The 24436-nt window shown below is 48.1% G+C and carries 21 protein-coding genes and 1 tRNA gene; 14 read left to right on the top strand and 8 right to left on the bottom strand.

Features of this window, described 5'->3' with window-relative positions; all coding sequences use genetic code 11:
• Positions 1-34: 34 nt before the first annotated feature.
• From BEB42_RS13025 to BEB42_RS13015, 3 genes are all read right to left on the bottom strand, one after another.
• Entirely contained in the window at positions 35-388 is a 354-nt protein-coding gene (locus BEB42_RS13025; protein WP_000558209.1) for a DUF4156 domain-containing protein, read from the bottom strand.
• Positions 389-525: 137 nt separating this feature from the next.
• Positions 526-2172, bottom strand: a complete 1647-nt coding sequence (groL, locus tag BEB42_RS13020) for a chaperonin GroEL (RefSeq protein ID WP_000729132.1) — start codon at positions 2170-2172, stop codon at positions 526-528.
• A 43-nt stretch (positions 2173-2215) separates the two neighbouring features.
• Positions 2216-2509: a co-chaperone GroES gene (locus BEB42_RS13015; protein ID WP_001026276.1), complete on the bottom strand. Its 294-nt coding sequence runs from the start codon at positions 2507-2509 to the stop codon at positions 2216-2218.
• 275 nt (positions 2510-2784) lie between these two features.
• Between BEB42_RS13015 and yjeH the strand changes: the two genes are divergently transcribed.
• Complete coding sequence (gene yjeH, locus BEB42_RS13010; RefSeq protein ID WP_000015866.1) at positions 2785-4041, top strand: L-methionine/branched-chain amino acid transporter; 1257 nt, start codon at positions 2785-2787, stop codon at positions 4039-4041.
• A 15-nt stretch (positions 4042-4056) separates the two neighbouring features.
• Here the strand turns inward: yjeH and BEB42_RS13005 are convergent, their stop codons facing one another.
• Positions 4057-4533, bottom strand: a complete 477-nt coding sequence (locus BEB42_RS13005) for an FxsA family protein (protein WP_001267448.1) — start codon at positions 4531-4533, stop codon at positions 4057-4059.
• A 336-nt stretch (positions 4534-4869) separates the two neighbouring features.
• Between BEB42_RS13005 and aspA the strand changes: the two genes are divergently transcribed.
• The 11 genes from aspA (at position 4870) to lysS (ending at position 20011) form a co-directional block, all read left to right on the top strand.
• Positions 4870-6306 (top strand): aspartate ammonia-lyase, encoded by a 1437-nt coding sequence (gene aspA, locus BEB42_RS13000; protein ID WP_000069437.1) that lies wholly within the window; start codon positions 4870-4872, stop codon positions 6304-6306.
• A gap of 117 nt (positions 6307-6423) precedes the next feature.
• A complete protein-coding gene (gene dcuA / locus BEB42_RS12995) occupies positions 6424-7725 on the top strand; it encodes an anaerobic C4-dicarboxylate transporter DcuA (protein WP_000961958.1) in 1302 nt (433 codons plus the stop codon).
• Positions 7726-7839: 114 nt separating this feature from the next.
• Positions 7840-8178, top strand: a complete 339-nt coding sequence (gene cutA, locus BEB42_RS12990) for a divalent cation tolerance protein CutA (protein ID WP_000883405.1) — start codon at positions 7840-7842, stop codon at positions 8176-8178.
• Positions 8154-9851 (top strand): protein-disulfide reductase DsbD, encoded by a 1698-nt coding sequence (gene dsbD, locus BEB42_RS12985; RefSeq protein WP_000068958.1) that lies wholly within the window; start codon positions 8154-8156, stop codon positions 9849-9851. Before cutA ends, dsbD begins: the two co-directional genes overlap by 25 nt.
• A gap of 36 nt (positions 9852-9887) precedes the next feature.
• Positions 9888-10463: a transcriptional regulator gene (locus BEB42_RS12980; protein ID WP_001317578.1), complete on the top strand. Its 576-nt coding sequence runs from the start codon at positions 9888-9890 to the stop codon at positions 10461-10463.
• A gap of 106 nt (positions 10464-10569) precedes the next feature.
• Positions 10570-10645, top strand: a tRNA-Phe gene (locus BEB42_RS12975).
• A 631-nt stretch (positions 10646-11276) separates the two neighbouring features.
• A complete protein-coding gene (gene cadC / locus BEB42_RS12965; protein ID WP_001187201.1) occupies positions 11277-12815 on the top strand; it encodes a lysine decarboxylation/transport transcriptional activator CadC in 1539 nt (512 codons plus the stop codon).
• A gap of 364 nt (positions 12816-13179) precedes the next feature.
• On the top strand, positions 13180-14514 hold the full coding sequence (gene cadB / locus BEB42_RS12960; RefSeq protein WP_000092915.1) for a cadaverine/lysine antiporter: 1335 nt from the start codon (positions 13180-13182) through the stop codon (positions 14512-14514).
• A gap of 79 nt (positions 14515-14593) precedes the next feature.
• Entirely contained in the window at positions 14594-16741 is a 2148-nt protein-coding gene (gene cadA / locus BEB42_RS12955) for a lysine decarboxylase CadA (protein WP_001353520.1), read from the top strand.
• 58 nt (positions 16742-16799) lie between these two features.
• Positions 16800-18257 carry a dipeptide/tripeptide permease DtpC gene (gene dtpC / locus BEB42_RS12950; RefSeq protein WP_000856812.1) on the top strand — a complete coding sequence of 486 codons (1458 nt, stop codon included), beginning with the start codon at positions 16800-16802 and terminating at the stop codon, positions 18255-18257.
• Between the two features lie 236 nt (positions 18258-18493).
• Positions 18494-20011, top strand: a complete 1518-nt coding sequence (gene lysS / locus BEB42_RS12945) for a lysine--tRNA ligase (protein ID WP_000003806.1) — start codon at positions 18494-18496, stop codon at positions 20009-20011.
• Positions 20012-20129: 118 nt separating this feature from the next.
• Here lysS and ghoT read toward each other — a convergent pair whose 3' ends face one another.
• The 4 genes from ghoT to yjdI all read right to left on the bottom strand — a co-directional run bounded on the left by ghoT (position 20130) and on the right by yjdI (position 21370).
• Positions 20130-20303: a type V toxin-antitoxin system toxin GhoT gene (gene ghoT / locus BEB42_RS12940; protein WP_001173343.1), complete on the bottom strand. Its 174-nt coding sequence runs from the start codon at positions 20301-20303 to the stop codon at positions 20130-20132.
• Between the two features lie 27 nt (positions 20304-20330).
• Entirely contained in the window at positions 20331-20627 is a 297-nt protein-coding gene (gene ghoS / locus BEB42_RS12935) for a type V toxin-antitoxin system endoribonuclease antitoxin GhoS (RefSeq protein WP_000398619.1), read from the bottom strand.
• Positions 20628-20855: 228 nt separating this feature from the next.
• On the bottom strand, positions 20856-21128 hold the full coding sequence (locus BEB42_RS12930) for a GNAT family N-acetyltransferase (protein ID WP_000405647.1): 273 nt from the start codon (positions 21126-21128) through the stop codon (positions 20856-20858).
• An 11-nt stretch (positions 21129-21139) separates the two neighbouring features.
• Positions 21140-21370 (bottom strand): 4Fe-4S mono-cluster protein YjdI, encoded by a 231-nt coding sequence (gene yjdI / locus BEB42_RS12925; protein ID WP_000371708.1) that lies wholly within the window; start codon positions 21368-21370, stop codon positions 21140-21142.
• A gap of 180 nt (positions 21371-21550) precedes the next feature.
• Here yjdI and BEB42_RS12920 point away from each other — a divergent pair, with 180 nt between their 5' ends.
• Both BEB42_RS12920 and dcuR read left to right on the top strand, forming a co-directional pair.
• Entirely contained in the window at positions 21551-23182 is a 1632-nt protein-coding gene (locus tag BEB42_RS12920; RefSeq protein WP_001216477.1) for a sensor histidine kinase, read from the top strand.
• Positions 23179-23898 (top strand): two-component system response regulator DcuR, encoded by a 720-nt coding sequence (gene dcuR / locus BEB42_RS12915; RefSeq protein WP_000611290.1) that lies wholly within the window; start codon positions 23179-23181, stop codon positions 23896-23898. The genes BEB42_RS12920 and dcuR overlap by 4 nt, the downstream gene beginning before the upstream one ends.
• Positions 23899-24436 lie beyond the last annotated feature (538 nt).

Raw genomic sequence — 24436 nt, 5'->3', positions numbered from 1 at the left:
TGCGAGGCTGGAGTCATCCAGCCTCTGAATCACATCAATTCGGGCACTTATATACCTGGCCGATAATCTGGCTATCCGTCGGGACAAAACTGGACAACATTCCCTGCGACGGGCTGCTGATACCATAAATCACGTTACCACCCATTGCCGCTGCCTGGTTGCGCAGATCGTTTGCCGCACCACGCATAGAACCGCCTTCTTCACCGTGTTGCCCGGAAAGCCAGTTACTTTGCTTACCTGTCGCAGTACCAATCAGCTGGCACTCCGCACCTGGCTGCTCGTCCACAATGCGTACACTCTGACCGGCAGCACTCAATTCGTTGCTGGAGCTACAACCCGCCATCAGTAGCGCGGCACCGACAATCCCTGCTAAGTATTTTACGTGCATGTTATTCCCCATAATCAATGAGCTGGACGCCACTCGCGTCGTCCGTGTCTGAATCTTATACTAGAAAGATGACCAAAAGAAAAACCCCCAGACATTTCTGCCCGGGGGTTTGTTTATTTCTGCGAGGTGCAGGGCAATTACATCATGCCGCCCATGCCACCCATGCCGCCCATACCGCCAGCAGCGCCTAAGTCAGCTGCATCGTTTTTCGGCAGGTCGGTAACCATGCACTCGGTGGTGATCATCAGGCCAGCCACAGAAGCCGCGTACTGCAGAGCAGAGCGGGTTACTTTGGTTGGATCCAGGATACCCATGTCGATCATGTTGCCATATTCTTCGGTTGCTGCGTTGTAACCGTAGTTGCCGTCGCCAGCTTTAACAGTGTTAGCAACAACAGACGGTTCTTCACCGCAGTTCAGTACGATCTGACGCAGCGGAGCTTCCATTGCACGCAGTGCAACTTTGATACCCACGTTCTGCTCTTCGTTCTGACCACGCAAGTCAGCCAGTTTAGACGCTACGCGGATCAGCGCAACACCACCACCAGCAACCACGCCTTCTTCTACCGCAGCACGGGTCGCGTGCAGGGCGTCTTCAACGCGTGCTTTTTTCTCTTTCATTTCAACTTCGGTAGCAGCACCAACTTTGATAACTGCAACACCGCCTGCCAGTTTCGCTACGCGCTCCTGCAGTTTTTCACGGTCGTAGTCAGAAGTTGCTTCTTCAATCTGCTGACGGATCTGAGCAACACGGCCCTGGATTGCAGCTTCTTCACCCACGCCATCGATGATGGTGGTGGTGTCTTTGTTGATCACAACACGTTTAGCCTGACCCAGGTCTTCCAGGGTTGCTTTTTCCAGCTCCATACCGATCTCTTCAGAGATTACGGTACCGCCAGTCAGGGTTGCGATATCCTGCAGCATAGCTTTACGACGATCGCCGAAGCCCGGAGCTTTAACCGCAGCAACTTTCACGATGCCACGCATGGTGTTAACAACCAGAGTTGCCAGTGCTTCGCCTTCAACATCTTCAGCGATGATCAGCAGCGGTTTACCTGCTTTGGCAACAGCTTCCAGAACCGGCAGCATTTCGCGGATGTTGGAGATTTTCTTGTCAGCCAGCAGGATGAACGGGCTTTCCAGTTCTACTGCGCCAGTTTCCGGCTTGTTGATGAAGTAAGGAGACAGGTAGCCACGGTCGAACTGCATACCTTCAACCACGTCCAGTTCATCCTGCAGACCGGTACCGTCTTCAACGGTGATAACGCCTTCTTTACCGACTTTGTCCATCGCTTCAGCGATCAGTTTACCTACGGTTTCGTCGGAGTTAGCGGAGATGGTACCAACCTGAGCAATCGCTTTAGAGTCAGAGCACGGTACGGACAGAGCTTTCAGTTCTTCAACTGCAGCGGTAACGGCTTTGTCGATACCACGTTTCAGGTCCATCGGGTTCATGCCCGCAGCAACAGCTTTCAGACCTTCAGTGATGATAGCCTGAGCCAGTACGGTTGCGGTGGTGGTACCGTCGCCTGCAGTGTCGTTCGCTTTAGAGGCAACTTCTTTCACCATCTGCGCACCCATGTTTTCGAACTTGTCTTCCAGTTCGATTTCACGAGCAACGGAAACACCATCTTTGGTGATGGTCGGTGCACCGAAAGATTTATCCAGAACTACGTTACGGCCTTTCGGACCGAGGGTAACTTTCACTGCATCTGCCAGTACGTTTACGCCGCGCAGCATTTTCACACGAGCGTCGTTACCGAATTTTACGTCTTTAGCTGCCATTATCTTTATTCCTTAAATTCGTATGTTCAGTGTCGTGCGCGGATTACGCTTCAACAATTGCCAGAATGTCGCTTTCGGACATGATCAACACTTCTTCATTGTCGATCTTCTCAGATTTCACACCGTAGCCATCGTTGAAAATAACGATGTCGCCAACTTTCACGTCCAGCGGCTTCACTTCGCCATTTTCAAGGATACGGCCATTGCCGACAGCCAGCACTTCGCCACGGGTAGATTTAGCCGCTGCAGAGCCGGTCAGAACGATGCCGCCAGCAGATTTAGTTTCAACTTCTTTACGCTTGACGATCACGCGATCATGCAATGGACGAATATTCATTGATAACTCTCCTTTGAGAAAGTCCGTATCTGTTATGGGTGACGCCGGACCTTACGTGGTTTCCCGGCTGGTGACCAGAGAAATGGGGGTGAGGCTTCGCCCCTTCAAGGGGGAAAATGAAAAAAAATTCTGATCAGCACAAAATCGGGTGAAAACACTGATTCACCTCACATTTCATCGCAATTTATTCATCGCCGTCATAAGCGAATCTGATTGTGCTACCATCGAAAATCTACGCAGTTGCCCAAGATTTGGGCGCAATCGGACATCAACCCATGAGTGGACTCAAACAAGAACTGGGGCTGGCCCAGGGCATCGGCCTGCTATCGACGTCATTATTAGGCACTGGCGTGTTTGCCGTTCCTGCGTTAGCTGCACTGGTAGCAGGCAATACCAGCCTGTGGGCGTGGCCCGTTTTGATTATCTTAGTGTTCCCGATTGCGATTGTGTTTGCGATTCTGGGGCGCCACTATCCCAGTGCAGGCGGCGTCGCACACTTCGTCGGTATGGCGTTTGGTTCGCGGCTTGAGCGAGTCACCGGCTGGCTGTTTTTATCGGTCATTCCCGTAGGTTTGCCTGCCGCGCTACAAATTGCTGCCGGATTCGGCCAGGCAATGTTTGGCTGGCATAGCTGGCAACTGCTGTTGGCAGAACTCGTTACGCTGGCGCTGGTGTGGTATATCGGTACGCGCGGTGCCAGTTCCAGTGCTAATCTACAAACAGTCATTGCCGGGCTTATCGTCACGCTAATTGTCGCCATCTGGTGGGCGGGCGATATCAAACCTGCGAATATCCCCTTCCCTGCACCAGGTAATATCGAACTTACTGGGTTATTTGCTGCGTTATCAGTGATGTTCTGGTGCTTTGTCGGTCTGGAAGCATTTGCCCACCTAGCCTCGGAATTTAAAAATCCAGAGCGTGATTTTCCTCGCGCGTTGATGATTGGTCTGCTGCTGGCAGGATTAGTCTACTGGGGCTGTACGGTAGTCGTCTTACACTTCGACGCCTACGGTGAAAAAATGGCGGCAGCAGCATCGCTTCCAAAAATTGTAGTGCAACTGTTCGGTGTAGGAGCGTTATGGATTGCCTGCGTGATTGGCTATCTGGCCTGCTTTGCCAGTCTCAACATTTATATACAGAGCTTCGCCCGCCTGGTCTGGTCGCAGGCGCAACATAATCCTGACCACTACCTGGCACGCCTCTCTTCTCGTCATATCCCGAATAATGCCCTCAATGCGGTGCTCGGCTGCTGCGTGGTGAGCACGTTGGTGATTCATGCTTTAGAGATCAATCTGGACGCACTTATCATCTATGCCAATGGCATCTTTATTATGATTTATCTGTTATGCATGCTGGCAGGCTGTAAATTATTGCAAGGACGTTATCGACTACTGGCGGTGGTTGGCGGGCTGTTATGCGTTCTGTTACTAGCAATGGTCGGCTGGAAAAGTCTCTATGCGCTGATCATGCTGGCGGGGTTATGGCTGTTTCTGCCAAAACGAAAAACGCCGGAAAATGGCATAACCACATAATCCGGCGTTTCGGCATTAATCCTGGCGATCGTCTTTATGATCAAGGCGGTCGCGCTCATCATCCTTTCGCTGGTACTCACCATCAAAAGTATTACCGCCACCGGTCCCGGCGCTAAAACCGCCGCCTGGCATGCGAGAAAAGCGCAAATGCGGCATCAACTTCACTGTCAGATGCTTTTGCACCGGCGGTAATAAAAGCAGAAGACCGAGGAAGTCGGTGAAAAAGCCCGGTAATAAAAGCAGCAAACCGGCAATGATCAGCGAAACACTTTTAATCATCTCCGCCGCTGGGTTTTCACCTGCCGCCATTTTTTGCTGCATCAGCACGAAATTCTTAAAGCCCTGGTTACGTACCAGTGACATACCAATAACTGACGTGAATATAACCAGCACGAGGGTCAGCAATACCCCCAATACATGGGCAACCTGAATAAAGATTGAAATCTCAATATAGACATAAAGGAAAATGGCAATAAAAGGTAACCAGCGCAAAGGTTTCTCCTGTAATAGCAGCCGGTTAAACCCGGCTACCTGAATGGGTTGCGAATCGCGTTCAGCTTATATTGTGGTCATTAGCAAAATTTCAAGATGTTTGCGCAACTATTTTTGGTAGTAATCCCAAAGCGGTGATCTATTTCACAAATTAATAATTAAGGGGTAAAAACCGACACTTAAAGTGATCCAGATTACGGTAGAAATCCTCAAGCAGCATATGATCTCGGGTATTCGGTCGATGCAGGGGATAATCGTCGGTCGAAAAACATTCGAAACCACATATATTCTGTGTGTTTAAAGCAAATCATTGGCAGCTTGAAAAAGAAGGTTCACATGTCAAACAACATTCGTATCGAAGAAGATCTGTTGGGTACCAGGGAAGTTCCAGCTGATGCCTACTATGGTGTTCACACTCTGAGAGCGATTGAAAACTTCTATATCAGCAACAACAAAATCAGTGATATTCCTGAATTTGTTCGCGGTATGGTAATGGTTAAAAAAGCCGCAGCTATGGCAAACAAAGAGCTGCAAACCATTCCTAAAAGTGTAGCGAATGCCATCATTGCCGCATGTGATGAAGTCCTGAACAACGGAAAATGCATGGATCAGTTCCCGGTAGACGTCTACCAGGGCGGCGCAGGTACTTCCGTAAACATGAACACCAACGAAGTGCTGGCCAATATCGGTCTGGAACTGATGGGTCACCAGAAAGGTGAATATCAGTACCTGAACCCGAACGACCATGTTAACAAATGTCAGTCCACTAACGACGCCTACCCGACCGGTTTCCGTATCGCAGTTTACTCTTCCCTGATTAAGCTGGTAGATGCGATTAACCAACTGCGTGAAGGCTTTGAACGTAAAGCTGTCGAATTCCAGGACATCCTGAAAATGGGTCGTACCCAGCTGCAGGACGCAGTACCGATGACCCTCGGTCAGGAATTCCGCGCTTTCAGCATCCTGCTGAAAGAAGAAGTGAAAAACATCCAACGTACCGCTGAACTGCTGCTGGAAGTTAACCTTGGCGCAACAGCAATCGGTACTGGTCTGAACACGCCGAAAGAGTACTCTCCGCTGGCAGTGAAAAAACTGGCTGAAGTCACTGGCTTCCCATGCGTACCGGCTGAAGACCTGATCGAAGCGACCTCTGACTGCGGCGCTTATGTTATGGTTCACGGCGCGCTGAAACGCCTGGCTGTGAAGATGTCCAAAATCTGTAACGACCTGCGCTTGCTCTCTTCTGGTCCACGTGCCGGCCTGAACGAGATCAACCTGCCGGAACTGCAGGCGGGCTCTTCCATCATGCCAGCTAAAGTAAACCCGGTTGTTCCGGAAGTGGTTAACCAGGTATGCTTCAAAGTCATCGGTAACGACACCACTGTTACCATGGCAGCAGAAGCAGGTCAGCTGCAGTTGAACGTTATGGAGCCGGTCATTGGCCAGGCTATGTTCGAATCCGTTCACATTCTGACCAACGCTTGCTACAACCTGCTGGAAAAATGCATTAACGGCATCACGGCTAACAAAGAAGTGTGCGAAGGTTACGTTTACAACTCTATCGGTATCGTTACTTACTTGAACCCGTTCATCGGTCACCACAACGGTGACATCGTGGGTAAAATCTGTGCCGAAACCGGTAAGAGTGTACGTGAAGTCGTTCTGGAACGCGGTCTGTTGACTGAAGCGGAACTTGACGATATTTTCTCCGTACAGAATCTGATGCACCCGGCTTACAAAGCAAAACGCTATACTGATGAAAGCGAACAGTAATCGTACAGGGTAGTACAAATAAAGAAGGCACGTCAGATGACGTGCCTTTTTTCTTGTGATCAGTAACTTAAAAATAACAATCTAATATCAACTTGTTAAAAAACAAGGAAGGCTAATATGCTAGTTGTAGAACTCATCATAGTTTTGCTGGCGATCTTCTTGGGCGCCAGATTGGGGGGAATAGGTATTGGTTTTGCAGGCGGATTGGGGGTGCTGGTTCTTGCCGCTATTGGCGTTAAACCCGGTAACATCCCGTTCGATGTCATTTCCATTATCATGGCGGTTATCGCCGCTATCTCTGCCATGCAGGTTGCTGGCGGTCTGGACTATCTGGTTCATCAGACAGAAAAGCTGCTGCGCCGTAACCCGAAATACATCACGATCCTCGCACCGATCGTGACCTATTTCCTGACTATCTTTGCTGGTACTGGCAACATCTCTCTGGCGACACTGCCAGTTATCGCTGAAGTTGCGAAGGAACAAGGCGTTAAACCTTGCCGTCCGCTGTCTACTGCAGTGGTATCCGCGCAGATTGCGATCACCGCATCGCCAATCTCAGCAGCAGTGGTTTACATGTCTTCCGTGATGGAAGGTCATGGCATCAGCTACCTCCATCTGCTCTCCGTGGTCATCCCGTCCACCCTGCTGGCGGTTCTGGTGATGTCCTTCCTGGTCACTATGCTGTTCAACTCCAAACTCTCTGACGATCCGATTTATCGCAAGCGTCTGGAAGAGGGCCTGGTTGAACTGCGCGGTGAAAAGCAGATTGAAATCAAATCCGGTGCAAAAACGTCCGTCTGGCTGTTCCTGCTGGGCGTAGTTGGCGTTGTTATCTATGCAATCATCAACAGCCCAAGCATGGGTCTGGTTGAAAAACCGCTGATGAACACCACCAACGCAATCCTGATCATCATGCTCAGCGTTGCAACTCTGACCACCGTTATCTGTAAAGTCGATACCGACAACATCCTCAACTCCAGCACCTTCAAAGCAGGTATGAGCGCCTGTATTTGTATCCTGGGTGTTGCGTGGCTGGGCGATACTTTCGTTTCCAACAACATCGACTGGATCAAAGATACCGCTGGTGAAGTGATTCAGGGTCATCCGTGGCTGCTGGCCGTCATCTTCTTCTTTGCTTCTGCTCTGCTGTACTCTCAGGCTGCAACAGCAAAAGCACTGATGCCGATGGCTCTGGCACTGAACGTTTCTCCGCTGACCGCTGTTGCTTCTTTCGCTGCGGTGTCTGGTCTGTTCATTCTGCCGACCTACCCGACGCTGGTTGCTGCGGTACAGATGGATGACACGGGTACTACCCGTATCGGTAAATTCGTCTTCAACCATCCGTTCTTCATCCCGGGTACTCTGGGTGTTGCCCTGGCCGTTTGCTTCGGCTTCATGCTGGGTAGCTTCATGCTGTAATGACCAATCGCGGGGCTTCAGGCCCCGCTTTCTTTCCCGCCGACTAACATCCTTCCCCCGTCCGTTGTATAGTGACCTCTCTCTTGCGGTTCCATCTGTTCTTGCGAGGTGTTTATGCTTGATGAAAAAAGTTCGAATACCGCGTCTGTCGTGGTGCTATGTACGGCACCGGATGAAGCGACAGCCCAGGATTTAGCTGCCAAAGTGCTGGCGGAAAAACTGGCGGCCTGCGCGACCTTGATCCCCGGCGCTACCTCTCTCTATTACTGGGAAGGTAAGCTGGAGCAAGAATACGAAGTGCAGATGATTTTAAAAACTACCGTATCTCTCCAGCAGGCACTGCTGGAATGCCTGAAGTCTCATCATCCATATCAAACCCCGGAACTTCTGGTTTTACCTGTTACACACGGAGACACAGATTACCTCTCATGGCTCAACGCATCTTTACGCTGATCCTGCTACTTTGCAGCACTTCCGTTTTTGCCGGATTATTCGACGCGCCGGGACGTTCACAATTTGTCCCCGCGGATCAAGCCTTTGCTTTTGATTTTCAGCAAAACCAACATGACCTGAATCTGACCTGGCAGATCAAAGACGGTTACTACCTCTACCGTAAACAGGTCCGCATTACGCCGGAACACGCGAAAATTGCCGACGTGCAGCTGCCGCAAGGCGTCTGGCATGAAGATGAGTTTTACGGCAAAAGCGAGATTTACCGCGATCGGCTGACGCTTCCCGTAACCATCAACCAGGCGAGTGCGGGAGCGACGTTAACTGTCATCTACCAGGGCTGTGCTGATGCCGGTTTCTGTTATCCGCCAGAAACCAAAACCGTTCCGTTAAGCGAAGTGGTCGCCAACAACGCAGCGTCACAGCTTGTGTCTGTTCCGCAGCAAGAGCAGCCCACCGCGCAATTGCCCTTTTCCGCGCTCTGGGCGTTATTGATCGGTATTGGTATCGCCTTTACGCCATGCGTGCTGCCAATGTACCCACTGATTTCCGGCATCGTGCTGGGCGGTAAACAGCGACTCTCCACTGCCAGAGCATTGATGCTGACCTTTATTTATGTGCAGGGGATGGCGCTGACCTATACGGCGCTGGGTCTGGTGGTTGCCGCCGCAGGGTTACAGTTCCAGGCGGCGCTACAGCACCCATACGTGCTCATTGGCCTCGCTATCGTCTTTACCTTGCTGGCGATGTCAATGTTTGGCTTGTTTACCCTGCAACTCCCCTCTTCGCTGCAAACGCGCCTCACGCTGATGAGCAATCGCCAACAGGGCGGCTCACCTGGCGGTGTGTTTGTTATGGGGGCGATTGCCGGACTGATCTGTTCACCATGCACCACCGCACCGCTTAGCGCGATTCTGCTGTATATCGCCCAAAGCGGGAACATGTGGCTGGGCGGCGGCACGCTTTATCTCTATGCGTTGGGCATGGGCCTGCCGCTGATGCTAATTACCGTCTTTGGTAACCGCTTGCTGCCGAAAAGCGGCCCGTGGATGGAACAAGTCAAAACCGCGTTTGGTTTTGTGATCCTCGCACTGCCGGTCTTCCTGCTGGAGCGAGTGATTGGTGATATATGGGGATTACGCTTGTGGTCGGCGCTTGGTGTCGCATTCTTTGGCTGGGCCTTTATCACCAGCCTACAGGCCAAACGCGGCTGGATGAGCGTAGTGCAAATAATTCTGCTGGCAGCAGCATTGGTTAGCGTGCGCCCACTTCAGGATTGGGCATTTGGTGCGACGCATACCGCGCAAACTCAGACGCATCTCAACTTTACACAAATCAAAACGGTGGATGAATTAAATCAGGCACTCGCCGAAGCCAAAGGTAAACCAGTGATGTTAGATCTCTATGCTGACTGGTGCGTCGCCTGTAAAGAGTTCGAGAAATACACCTTCAGCGACCCTCAGGTGCAAAAAGCGTTAGCAGACACGGTCTTACTTCAAGCCAACGTCACTGCCAACGACGCCCAAGATGTGGCGCTGTTAAAACATCTCAATGTCCTTGGCCTACCGACAATTCTCTTTTTTGACGGACAAGGCCAGGAGCATCCGCAAGCGCGTGTCACGGGCTTTATGGATGCTGAAACCTTCAGCGCACATTTGCGCGATCGCCAACCGTGAACGACACTTGCAGTGGGAAAGACGGAGGAAAATAGCGTGCAACGTGAAGATGTACTGGGAGAAGCCCTGAAATTATTAGAATTACAAGGGATTGCCAACACCACGCTGGAGATGGTTGCTGAACGTGTGGATTATCCACTGGACGAGCTACGCCGCTTCTGGCCAGACAAAGAGGCAATCCTCTATGATGCGCTGCGCTATCTTAGCCAACAGATAGATGTCTGGCGTCGTCAGCTGATGCTGGACGAAACGCAAACCGCCGAACAAAAGCTGCTGGCGCGTTATCAGGCGCTATCGGAGTGCGTTAAAAACAACCGCTATCCGGGCTGTCTGTTTATCGCTGCCTGTACGTTTTATCCCGATCCTGGCCACCCTATTCATCAACTGGCCGATCAACAAAAAAGCGCGGCCTACGATTTCACCCACGAACTGTTAACCACGCTGGAAGTTGACGATCCGGCGATGGTAGCAAAGCAGATGGAACTGGTGCTGGAAGGCTGTTTAAGCCGAATGCTGGTGAATCGTAGCCACGCGGATGTCGACACCGCACATCGGCTGGCAGAAGATATCCTGCGCTTCGCTCGCTGCCGCCAGGGTGGCGCACTGACCTGACAGAAACACAGAAAAGAAGCGATTTGCCGCAATCTTAAGCAGTTGAATCGCTTTTACTGAAATTAGGTTGACGAGATGTGCAGATTACGGTTTAATGCGCCCCGTTGCCCGGATAGCTCAGTCGGTAGAGCAGGGGATTGAAAATCCCCGTGTCCTTGGTTCGATTCCGAGTCCGGGCACCAAATTCATATAAACGGACCTCCACGGAGGTCCGTTTTTCGTTTCAGGACGCCATGTGATTTAAGCGTTCTGCCTTCAAATCATTTCTAACAATCTCAACCAAATTTTCCCACATCGCCAGCATGTTGCGGGTATACCCCAGCTCTGGGAAATTTATCCCTAAGCTATGAATGACTCTCACGAAATGTCGTGCGGCTGCGTGATGCAGTTGAAAATCAAATGATGTCATCAAGAGCTTAACGGTATCGTTGCCGATGACATATATAAAGCACAACCTCGGGCAGAACGCCGACTGATGAGATTTTCTGAATGAGAACAAAGAGAAAGGTATCAGTCCGCTTGCTCATGCAAAGACTAACAATCCATAAAAATAGTAAGCGCGCCGGGCAATTTCCCATGGATTATTTTCTGAACATTTTTCTTTGGCAAAGATGATGAATTTTGATGATAAGGAATATTACTTCTGGTTCTCAGTAAAATCCTTTCGTAATACTATGTAATCAAGAAGTTTATGGCTGGTAAAAATAACGTCTTGCATTCACCAATAATATGTAAATAAAACCATCTATAGATGGTAAAAATAGGTTGTGGCAATTATCATTGCATCATTCCCTTTTCGAATGAGTTTCTATTATGCAACAACCTGTAGTTCGCGTTGGCGAATGGCTTGTTACTCCGTCCATAAACCAAATTAGCCGCAATGGGCGTCAACTTACCCTTGAGCCGAGATTAATCGATCTTCTGGTTTTCTTTGCTCAACACAGTGGCGAAGTACTTAGCAGGGATGAACTTATCGATAATGTCTGGAAGAGAAGTATTGTCACCAATCACGTTGTGACGCAGAGTATCTCAGAACTACGTAAGTCATTAAAAGATAATGATGAAGATAGTCCTGTCTATATCGCTACTGTACCAAAGCGCGGCTATAAATTAATGGTGCCGGTTATCTGGTACAGCGAAGAAGAGGGAGAGGAAATAATGCTATCTTCGCCTCCCCCTATACCAGAGGCGGTTCCTGACACAGATTCTCCCTCCCAAAGTCTTAACATTCAAAACACCGCAACACCACCTGAACAATCCCCAGTTAAAAGCAAACGATTCACTACCTTTTGGGTATGGTTTTTTTTCCTGTTGTCGTTAGGTATCTGTGTAGCACTGGTAGCGTTTTCAAGTCTTGATACACGTCTTCCGATGAGCAAATCGCGTATTTTGCTCAATCCACGCGATATTGACATTAATATGGTAAATAAAAGTTGTAACAGCTGGAGTTCCCCGTATCAGCTCTCTTACGCGATAGGCGTGGGTGATTTGGTGGCGACATCACTTAACACCTTCTCCACCTTTATGGTGCATGACAAAATCAACTACAACATTGATGAACCGAGCAGTTCCGGTAAAACATTATCTATTGCGTTTGTTAATCAGCGCCAATACCGTGCTCAACAATGCTTTATGTCGGTAAAATTGGTAGACAATGCAGATGGTTCAACCATGCTGGATAAACGTTATGTCATCACTAACGGTAATCAGCTGGCGATTCAAAATGATTTACTGGAGAGTTTATCAAAAGCGTTAAACCAACCGTGGCCACAACGAATGCAGGAGATGCTCCAGCAAATTTTGCCGCATCGTGGTGCGTTATTAACTAATTTTTATCAGGCTCATGATTATTTACTGCATGGCGATGATAAATCATTGAACCGTGCCAGTGAATTACTAGGTGAGATTGTTCAATCATCCCCCGAATTTACCTACGCGAGAGCAGAAAAAGCATTAGTTGATATCGTGCGCCATTCTCAACATCCTTTAGATGAAAAACAATTAGCAGCACTGAATACAGAAATAGATAACATTGTTACACTGCCGGAATTGAACAACCTGTCCATTATATATCAAATAAAAGCGGTCAGTGCTCTGGTAAAAGGTAAAACAGATGAGTCTTACCAGGCGATAAATACTGGCATTGATCTTGAAATGTCCTGGCTAAATTATGTGTTGCTTGGCAAGGTTTATGAAATGAAGGGGATGAACCGGGAAGCAGCTGATGCATATCTCACCGCCTTTAATTTACGCCCAGGGGCAAACACCCTTTACTGGATTGAAAATGGTATATTCCAGACTTCTGTTCCTTATGTTGTACCTTATCTCGACAAATTTCTCGCCTCAGAATAAGTGACTCCCGGGTTGACTCATGCTCGGGAATATTTGTTGTTGATTTTTTGTATGTTATTGTTGGTATAATATGTTGCGGCAATTTATTTGCCGCATATTTTTTATAACATAAATTTAACCGAAAAACATCTCTTAATTCATTGTAAATATTGAATGTTTATCTTTTCATGATATCAACTTGCGATCCTGATGTGTTAATAAAAAACCTCAAGTTCTCACTTACAGAAACTTTTGTGTTATTTCACCTAATCTTTAGGATTAATCTTTTTTTTTGAGTAATCTTGTCGCCAGTTTGGTCTGGTCAGTAAATAGTTACGCATCATGACCCGGACTCCAAATTCAAAAATGAAATTAGGAGAAGAGCATGAGTTCTGCCAAGAAGATCGGGCTATTTGCCTGTACCGGTGTTGTTGCCGGTAATATGATGGGGAGCGGCATTGCATTATTGCCTGCGAACCTTGCAAGTATCGGTGGTATTGCTATCTGGGGTTGGATTATCTCTATTATTGGTGCAATGTCGTTGGCTTATGTATATGCCCGACTGGCAACAAAAAACCCGCAACAAGGTGGCCCAATTGCTTATGCCGGAGAAATTTCTCCTGCATTTGGTTTTCAGACAGGTGTTCTTTATTACCATGCTAACTGGATTGGTAACCTGGCGATTGGTATTACCGCTGTATCTTATCTTTCCACCTTCTTCCCTGTATTAAATGATCCTGTTCCGGCGGGTATCGCTTGTATTGCTATCGTCTGGGTATTTACCTTTGTAAATATGCTCGGCGGTACCTGGGTAAGCCGTTTAACCACTATTGGTCTGGTGCTGGTTCTTATTCCTGTAGTTATGACTGCTATTGTTGGCTGGCATTGGTTTGATGCTGCAACTTATGCTGCTAACTGGAATACCGCAGGTACTACTGATGGTCATGCGATCATTAAAAGTATTCTGCTCTGCCTGTGGGCCTTCGTGGGTGTTGAATCCGCAGCGGTAAGTACTGGTATGGTTAAAAACCCGAAACGTACCGTTCCGCTGGCAACCATGCTGGGTACTGGTTTAGCAGGTATTGTTTACATCGCTGCGACTCAGGTGCTTTCCGGTATGTATCCGTCTTCTGTAATGGCAGGCTCCGGTGCTCCGTTTGCAATCAGTGCTTCTACTATCCTGGGTAACTGGGCTGCGCCGATGGTTTCTGCATTCACCGCTTTTGCGTGCCTGACTTCTCTGGGCTCCTGGATGATGCTGGTAGGTCAGGCAGGTGTGCGTGCCGCTAACGACGGTAACTTCCCGAAAGTTTATGGTGAAGTCGACAGCAACGGTATTCCGAAAAAAGGTCTGCTGCTGGCTGCAGTGAAAATGACTGCCCTGATGATCCTCATCACTCTGATGAACTCTGCCGGTGGTAAAGCATCTGACCTGTTCGGTGAACTGACCGGTATCGCAGTACTGCTGACTATGCTGCCGTACTTCTACTCTTGCGTTGACCTGATTCGTTTTGAAGGCGTTAACATCCGCAACTTTGTCAGCCTGATCTGCTCTGTACTGGGTTGCGTGTTCTGCTTCATCGCGCTGATGGGCGCAAGCTCCTTCGAGCTGGCAGGTACCTTCATCGTCAGCCTGATTATCCTGATGTTCTACGCTCGCAAAATGCATGAGCGCCAGAGCCACTCAATGGATAACCACACAGCGTCTAACGCACATTAATTAAAAGTATTTTCCGAGGCTCCTCCTTTCATTTTGTCCCATGTGTTGGGAGGGGCCTTTTTTACCTGGAGATATGACTATGAACGTTATTGCAATATTGAATCACATGGGGGTTTATTTTAAAGAAGAACCCATCCGTGAACTTCATCGCGCGCTTGAACGTCTGAACTTCCAGATTGTTTACCCGAATGACCGTGACGACTTATTAAAACTGATCGAAAACAATGCGCGTCTGTGCGGTGTTATTTTTGACTGGGATAAATATAATCTCGAGCTGTGCGAAGAAATTAGCAAAATGAACGAGAACCTGCCGTTGTACGCGTTCGCTAATACGTATTCCACTCTCGATGTCAGCCTGAATGACCTGCGTTTACAGATTAGCTTCTTTGAATATGCGCTGGGTGCTGCTGATGATATTGCTAACAAGATCAAGCAGACCACTGACGAATATATCAACACTATTCTGCCTCCGCTGACCAAAGCACTGTTTAAATATGTTCGTGAAGGTAAATATACTTTCTGTACTCCTGGTCATATGGGCGGTACTGCATTCCAGAAAAGCCCGGTAGGTAGCCTGTTCTATGATTTCTTTGGTCCGAACACCATGAAATCTGATATTTCCATTTCAGTATCTGAACTGGGTTCTCTGCTGGATCACAGTGGTCCACACAAAGAAGCAGAACAGTATATCGCTCGCGTCTTTAACGCAGACCGCAGCTACATGGTGACCAACGGTACTTCCACTGCGAACAAAATTGTTGGTATGTACTCTGCTCCGGCAGGCAGCACCATTCTGATTGACCGTAACTGCCACAAATCGCTGACCCACCTGATGATGATGAGCGATGTTACGCCAATCTATTTCCGCCCGACCCGTAACGCTTACGGTATTCTTGGTGGTATCCCACAGAGTGAATTCCAGCACGCTACCATTGCTAAGCGCGTGAAAGAAACACCAAACGCGACCTGGCCGGTACATGCCGTAATTACTAACTCTACCTATGATGGCCTGCTGTACAACACCGACTTCATCAAGAAAACACTGGATGTAAAATCCATCCACTTTGACTCCGCGTGGGTGCCTTACACCAACTTCTCACCGATTTACGAAGGTAAATGCGGTATGAGCGGTGGCCGTGTAGAAGGGAAAGTGATTTACGAAACCCAGTCTACTCACAAACTGCTGGCGGCGTTCTCTCAGGCTTCCATGATCCACGTTAAAGGTGATGTAAACGAAGAAACCTTTAACGAAGCCTACATGATGCACACCACCACTTCTCCGCACTACGGTATCGTGGCGTCCACTGAAACCGCTGCGGCGATGATGAAAGGTAATGCTGGTAAGCGTCTGATCAACGGTTCCATTGAACGTGCGATCAAGTTCCGTAAAGAGATCAAACGCCTGAGAACGGAATCTGATGGCTGGTTCTTTGATGTATGGCAGCCGGATCATATCGATACCACTGAATGCTGGCCGCTGCGTTCTGACAGCTCCTGGCACGGCTTCAAGAACATCGACAATGAGCACATGTATCTTGACCCGATTAAAGTCACCCTGCTGACCCCGGGGATGGAAAAAGACGGCACCATGAGCGACTTTGGTATTCCGGCCAGCATCGTGGCGAAATACCTCGACGAACATGGCATCGTTGTTGAGAAAACCGGCCCGTATAACCTGCTGTTCCTGTTCAGCATCGGTATTGATAAGACCAAAGCATTGAGCCTGCTGCGTGCTCTGACTGACTTCAAACGTGCGTTCGACCTGAACCTGCGTGTGAAAAACATGCTGCCGTCTCTGTATCGTGAAGATCCTGAATTCTATGAAGATATGCGTATTCAGGAACTGGCTCAGAATATCCACAAACTGATTGTTCACCACAATCTGCCGGATCTGATGTATCGCGCATTTGAAGTGCTGCCGACAATGGTAATGACTCCGTATGCTGCGTTCCAGAAAGAGCTGCACGGTATGACCGAAGAAGTTTACCTCGACGAAATGGTAGGTCGTATTAACGCCAATATGATCCTTCCGTATCCGCCGGGAGTTCCTCTGGTAATGCCGGGTGAAATGATCACCGAAGAAAGCCGTCCGGTGCTGGAGTTCCTGCAGATGCTGTGTGAAATCGGCGCTCACTATCCGGGCTTTGAAACCGATATTCACGGTGCATACCGTCAGGCTGATGGTCGCTATACCGTTAAGGTATTGAAAGACGAAAGCAAAAAATAATTAGCTCGTACAAGGGAAGTGGCTTGCCACTTCCCTTTTTCGCTCGTAAGGAGAACACATGAAAACACCCTCACAGCCGCGCGCGATATACTATATCGTGGCGATCCAAATCTGGGAGTACTTCAGTTTTTACGGCATGCGTGCCTTACTCATTCTCTATCTCACCCATCAGCTTGGTTTTGATGATAACCATGCCATCAGCCTGTTCAGCGCATATGCATCTCTGGTTTACGTTACCCCTATTCTCGGCGGCTGGCTTGCCGACCGCCTGCTCGGCAATCGTACTGCGGTAATTGCCGGCGCGCTGTTAATGACCCTTGGCCATGTAGTGCTGGGCATTGATACAAATTCAACCTTTAGCCTGTATCTGGCGCTGGCAATCATTATTTGTGGCTACGGTTTATTCAAATCAAACATCAGCTGTTTGCTTGGCGAGCTCTACGACGAGAACGATCATCGACGTGATGGCGGTTTTTCGCTGCTGTATGCTGCGGGCAATATCGGTTCTATCGCAGCCCCCATCGCCTGCGGCCTGGCTGCTCAGTGGTATGGATGGCATGTTGGCTTTGCCCTTGCGGGTGGCGGCATGTTTATCGGTTTGTTGATTTTCTTAAGCGGTCATCGTCATTTCCAGTCCACGCGTAGTATGGATAAAAAAGCGCTCACTCGCGTGAAATTTGCCTTACCGGTATGGAGCTGGTTAGTGGTGATGCTCTGTTTAGCCCCAGTATTTTTTACCCTACTGCTGGAGAACGACTGGTCCGGATATTTGCTGGCGATCGTTTGCCTTATTGCTGCACAAATCATTGCCCGCATGATGATCAAATACCCCGAACACCGTCGTGCTCTTTGGCAAATAGTATTGTTGATGCTTGTCGGAACGTTGTTCTGGGTACTGGCACAACAGGGCGGCAGTACCATCAGCTTGTTTATCGATCGCTTTGTGAATCGTCAGGCATTCAATATTGAAGTGCCGACTGCGCTATTCCAGTCGGTGAATGCCATTGCGGTGATGCTCGCTGGGGTTGTTCTGGCCTGGCTGGCGTCGCCAGAAAGCCGCGGCAATTCAGCATTGCGCGTCTGGCTGAAGTTTGCCTTTGGCTTACTGCTGATGGCTTGTGGCTTTATGTTGCTGGCATTTGATGCCCGACATGCAGCGGCCGGCGGTCAAGCGTCAATGGGCGTGATGATATCCGGGCTGGCGCTAATGGGCTTTGCCGAACTCTTTATTGACCCGGTGGCGATTGCGCAAATCACGCGTCTGAAAATGTCTGGCGTATTAACCGGTATTTATATGCTGGCAACAGGCGCGGTTGCCAACTGGCTGGCAGGCGTCGTGGCACAGCAGACGACAGAGTCGCAAATTAGCGGTATGGCAATTGCCGCTTACCAGCGATTCTTTTCTCAGATGGGAGAGTGGACGTTGGCTTGTGTCGCGATCATCGTGGTATTGGCCTTTGCTACCCGTTTTCTGTTTAGCACGCCGACGAATATGATACAGGAGAGCAACGATTAACTGTCGTAAAAACAATTGGTTATGAATAAATTAACTTTCAGTTTATCACACTAATAAATCGAGATTAATAAGTCATTTAAACCATTTTGATGGTTATTTATTAGTGATATCAACTTGAGGTAAGCGTTAGTTTCGATAAGATAAACTGAGTTATTAATAGTCGAGGCAGATAATACAGTGTACCGATCTGTCTCTTTATCTACGCTAAATTGAAAGCTGGATTTAGAGGAACCAAAATGTCTGAACGAGAAACACGGGGAGCCAATGAGGCTATTGATTTTAACGATGAACTGAGAAATCGCCGCGAAAAACTGGCGGCACTGCGTCAGCAAGGTGTGGCGTTTCCTAATGATTTTCGCCGCGACCATACCTCTGACCAGTTGCACGAAGAGTTTGATGCGAAGGATAACCAGGAACTGGAATCCTTAAACATTGAAGTCTCGGTTGCTGGTCGAATGATGACCCGTCGTATCATGGGGAAAGCCTCCTTTGTAACGTTGCAGGATGTCGGTGGCCGTATTCAACTGTACGTTGCACGAGATAGCCTGCCAGAAGGTGTTTATAACGATCAGTTTAAAAAATGGGACCTCGGCGACATTATCGGTGCCCGCGGTACGCTGTTTAAGACGCAAACGGGTGAGCTTTCCATTCACTGTACTGAGTTACGCCTGCTGACTAAGGCACTGCGTCCATTGCCGGATAAATTCCATGGCTTACAGGATCAGGAAGTCCGTTATCGTCAACGTTATCTGGACCTCATCGCTAACGATAAATCCCGTCAAACGTTTGTTGTCCGTTCAAAAATTCTGGCCGCTATCCGTCAGTTCATGGTCGCTCGCGGTTTTATGGAAGTAGAAACCCCAATGATGCAGGTAATTCCAGGTGGGGCATCTGCTCGCCCGTTTATTACCCATCATAATGCTCTGGATTTGGATATGTACCTGCGTATTGCGCCGGAGCTGTATCTGAAACGTCTGGTTGTAGGTGGTTTTGAACGGGTATTCGAAATCAACCGTAACTTCCGTAATGAAGGTATTTCTGTTCGTCATAATCCTGAGTTCACGATGATGGAACTCTACATGGCGTATGCGGATTACCACGATTTGATTGAACTGACGGAATCACTGTTCCGCACTCTGGCACAAGAGGTACTGGGTACCACTAAAGTCACTTATGGCGAGCATGTGTTTGATTTCGGCAAACCGTTTGAAAAACTCACCATGCGCGAAGCAATCAAAAAATATCGTCCAGAAACCGATATGGCGGACCTGGATAATTTTGATGCTGCTAAAGCATTAGCTGAATCTATCGGAATTACGGTAGAGAAAAGCTGGGGGCTGGGACGCATTGTCACGGAGATCTTTGATGAAGTGGCAGAAGCACATCTGATTCAGCCAACCTTTATTACGGAATATCCGGCAGAAGTGTCACCGCTGGCGCGCCGTAATGATGTTAACCCGGAAATCACCGACCGTTTTGAATTCTTTATCGGTGGTCGTGAAATTGGTAATGGTTTTAGCGAATTAAACGACGCAGAAGATCAGGCGGAACGTTTCCAGGAACAGGTTAACGCTAAAGCTGCAGGTGACGACGAAGCCATGTTCTATGACGAAGATTACGTGACTGCGCTGGAATATGGTCTGCCGCCAACCGCGGGTCTGGGTATTGGTATCGACCGAATGATTATGCTGTTTACTAACAGTCATACTATTCGCGACGTTATTCTCTTCCCGGCGATGCGTCCACAGAAATAAATTTCATTTTAACGAACGAAGCAGTCAGACGACTGCTTCGTTCGTCGTTCCACAAATCCAGTTTTGAGGAGAGACGCTTCGTTTCAAGATAACCAGCGGGTCCACTCAACTACAGCTCCTAAAAGAGAGAAAAAAGTAATGCCACAGGCAGGCTCATTGGCCAGGTTATTCCGACCAGGAATGCACTAAGTAAACGAATATGTGTTTTCTCATGTGAGATAAACCAGATAATGACAAAGGATATGTTCACACCAATCACATAAAAAATTAATATTTTAGAGAATAGTGCCATTTTTTATGTTCTTCTTATCCTTCCTGACTACTTGTAAAACTGACGGAAATAGTCATCAACGGTCATAATGTTGAGGTCAAAATCAATATCCGGTAAGTCTAAGCATTTGAGCCTGATTAAATCTTCGATTTCACTTGCGGCTAACGATGTCGTTATTGCGAAGGAATTTTCATTCAATTGTCGTGGTATCCCATATTCATCAGCCACGATAGAGGAGAAATTCATATCATACATCAATGATCTTAACCTTAAGAACACTGAGGAATAAGATGATGGATAATCAAAAGAAACAACATAAGTATTGAACTTGTTTTTACCTTCCATAATATGACTCCTATCAATATTAAACGCTCTGGGGACGCACAACTTATTAACCCCGATCGATGATTCTCATATAGGAGATATTCTTTTTTTTTTGCTCAGTAAAGGGGATGACTTGGGACAAGAAAACGCTCTCTCTGACCATTCTTTGTGCATCCCCCTACCCTTCAGATGCTCTCCTGCATCACCCCGCGGAGAGCATGAAAAATATCGTGACTCTGTACTCTCCCATCAACTGCGAATATCATCATACTCCCGCGTTTTATCAAATTCGTGTTTCGCAAATGGGCATAATGGGATAATTTTTCGTTTTTCCCGACGCATTTTTTCCACGACTTTCGCAACCAGCTGTTTACCAATTCCTTGCCCTTTCAGGCTTTCATCGACATCGGTATGTTCGATAATCGCTAAATTCTCGCCGGTCGGCACAAAGACAATTTCAGCGATTTGCTTGCCTTGTTCGTCATTAATGTAAAATTTATTGTGGCCTTCGCGTATTTCCATTTTACCCTCGCTTATTTATGACGGTATTTCAGCGCGCCGCTCGGGCACATATCAATCACTTTCATTACAGTGGTGACATCAACTTCATCCGGCATGATCCACGGCTTACGTTTGAGATTAAATAACTTGCCGTTGCCACGTACGCAATTGCCAGAATGCTGACATATTGCAGTGTTGAAATAGACATCGATCTTTTCGCCGGTATAACAGCGATAACCCCCGTCCAGTAGCGCCTGATCCATGACCTTCCCTCTCTCATCAGTATGGTTTTCACTATAAGCATAGCCCCGGAATCTTCATACAGCACTGGCAGTTTCCGTTGCCAGAGTCTCTTCCCCTATATAGCCAATCATTCTTACTCCCTTTGAATTACCCGCCTCATCAGAGATAATGCTTAAGAAATTTGTCACACAAGGAAGCTGATGAGACATTCATTGCCCTACCGTATGTTACGCAAACGTCCGATGAAGTTGAGTACCACTGTGATCTTAATGGTCAGCGCGGTACTGTTCTCGGTGCTATTGGTGGTGCATCTGATTTACTTCTCGCAAATCAGTGATATGACGCGAGACGGGCTAGCCAACAAGGCACTGGCAGTGGCGCGTACTCTCGCCGACTCGCCGGAAATCCGTCAGGGCTTGCAGAAAAAACCGCAGGAGAGCGGCATCCAGGCCATCGCGGAAGCCGTGCGCAAACGCAACGATCTGCTGTTTATTGTCGTTACCGATATGCAAAGTCTTCGCTACTCGCATCCTGAAGCCCAGCGTATTGGTCAGCCATTTAAAGGTGATGACATCCTTAAAGCGCTGAATGGCGAAGAAAATGTCGCTATCAATCGCGGTTTTCTGGCGCAGGCTTTACGCGTATTTACCCCCATCTACGATGAAAATCATAAACAAATTGGCGTGGTGGCGATCGGCCTTGAGTTAAGTCGCGTGACCCAACAGATCAATGACAGTCGCTGGAGCATCATCTGGTCGGTATTATTTGGCATGCTGGTCGGGCTGATTGGCACCTGCATTCTGGTTAAGGTACTGAAAAAAATCCTTTTCGGCCTGGAACCCTACGAAATCTCCACGCTGTTTGAGCAACGCCAGGCCATGTTGCAGTCGATCAAAGAAGGCGTCGTTGCCGTGGACGATCGCGGCGAGGTCACGCTGATCAACGATGCCGCACAAGAATTGCTGAATTACCGTAAGTCGCAGGACGATGAGAAACTGTCGACGCTAAGCCACTCGTGGTCACAGGTGGTAGATGTCTCGGAAGTGTTACGCGACGGTACCCCGCGGCGCGACGAAGAGATTACGATTAAAGACCGGCTATTACTGATCAACACCGTTCCGGTGCGCAGTAATGGCGTTATCATCGGTGCCATTTCAACCTTCAGGGACAAAACTGAAGTACGTAAACTGATGCAGCGACTCGACGGTCTGGTCAACTATGCTGACGCACTTCGTGAACGATCCCACGAATTTATGAATAAATTGCATGTGATTCTCGGATTATTGCATCTGAAGAGTTATAAGCAGTTGGAAGATTACATTCTCAAAACAGCCAATAACTATCAGGAAGAGATTGGCTCTCTGCTGGGTAAGATCAAATCTCCGGTTATCGCTGGTTTTTTAATCAGCAAGATTAACCGCGCGACCGATTTAGGCCATACGCTGATTTTAAACAGTGAAAGCCAGCTGCCAGACAGCGGCAGTGAGGACCAGGTCGCGACGCTGATTACCACGTTGGGAAATCTGATAGAAAACGCGCTGGAAGCATTAGGGCCGGAACCCGGTGGCGAAATTAGCGTAACATTGCACTACCGTCACGGCTGGCTGCACTGTGAAGTTAACGATGATGGACCGGGGATCGCACCCGACAAAATCGATCACATTTTTGACAAAGGTGTCTCGACAAAAGGAAGCGAGCGAGGCGTCGGTTTAGCACTTGTCAAACAACAGGTAGAAAATCTCGGCGGCAGCATCGCCGTGGAATCGGAACCCGGGATTTTCACACAATTTTTTGTCCAGATACCCTGGGACGGGGAGAGGTCGAACAGATGATCAATGTATTAATTATCGATGACGACGCAATGGTCGCGGAGCTGAATCGCCGATACGTGGCACAAATCCCAGGCTTTCAATGCTGTGGAACGGCCTCGACGCTGGAGAAAGCCAAAGAGATTATCTTCAATAGCGATACGCCTATCGACCTGATATTGCTCGATATCTATATGCAAAAAGAGAACGGGCTCGATTTACTGCCTGTTCTGCATAATGCGCGTTGCAAAAGTGATGTGATTGTTATCTCTTCCGCTGCCGATGCCGCAACCATTAAAGATTCGCTGCATTACGGAGTCGTGGATTACCTGATCAAACCCTTCCAGGCTACCCGCTTTGAAGAGGCGCTCACCGGCTGGCGGCAAAAGAAAATGGCGCTGGAAAAACATCAGTATTATGACCAGGCCGAGCTTGATCAGCTAATCCACGGCAGCAGCTCCAACGAGCAAGATCCTCGTCGCTTGCCAAAAGGCTTAACACCACAGACGTTACGCACGCTGTGCCAGTGGATTGACGCGCATCAGGACTATGAGTTTTCAACCGACGAGCTGGCTAATGAGGTTAACATCTCGCGTGTTTCCTGCCGTAAATATCTCATCTGGCTGGTCAACTGCCACATCTTGTTCACCAGTATCCATTATGGCGTCACAGGTCGTCCGGTTTATCGTTATCGTATTCAGGCAGAACATTACTCACTACTTAAACAATATTGCCAATAACGATCACGGTTATCTGTAAGTAATAATTATTACAGTAATGCAAAATACCCCTGGCACAAGTTACATCGTTCATCAGTAAAACTTGTGCCAGATCAAATATAATTCCCCCTCTCTCACCGCTGAAAATTAATATCTCTTCGGATGAACGGTGTTTTTAATTTCAAAACGCTAACAAAAGTTAATTAACTATTATGTCGCCCGCATTATGTGTATTTTTACCCACAAATGGGTAGTTAAGAATAATCTATAAACCTGATGATACCTACCCTGAGAACAAAAAATATACCGATAAGTATCAATAAGATAGCAGCAAACAAAACATTAACATCTGCGTAGTACAAACTATAAACCCATCGCCAGAGAGTATTTCTCTCTGAAAAAACCGCTTATCACAGTGCATAAATTTGCCGCTGCTTTAATCAGCCAATATTCACTGTGAGGTATTTACTCAAGCCGGTAACGACCAAACGGATATTTAGTCAAGCTCTGAAAACAGTTCATACAAAACAGAACGTGACTGTGATCTATTCAGCAAAAA

The sequence above is a fragment of the Escherichia sp. MOD1-EC5990 genome (genome assembly GCF_002965285.1).
GTDB classification, from domain to species: Bacteria; Pseudomonadota; Gammaproteobacteria; order Enterobacterales; family Enterobacteriaceae; genus Escherichia; species Escherichia coli_F.
The sequence above is the reverse complement of the archived record's forward strand: the minus strand, read 5'-3'. Positions and strand labels throughout refer to the sequence as shown.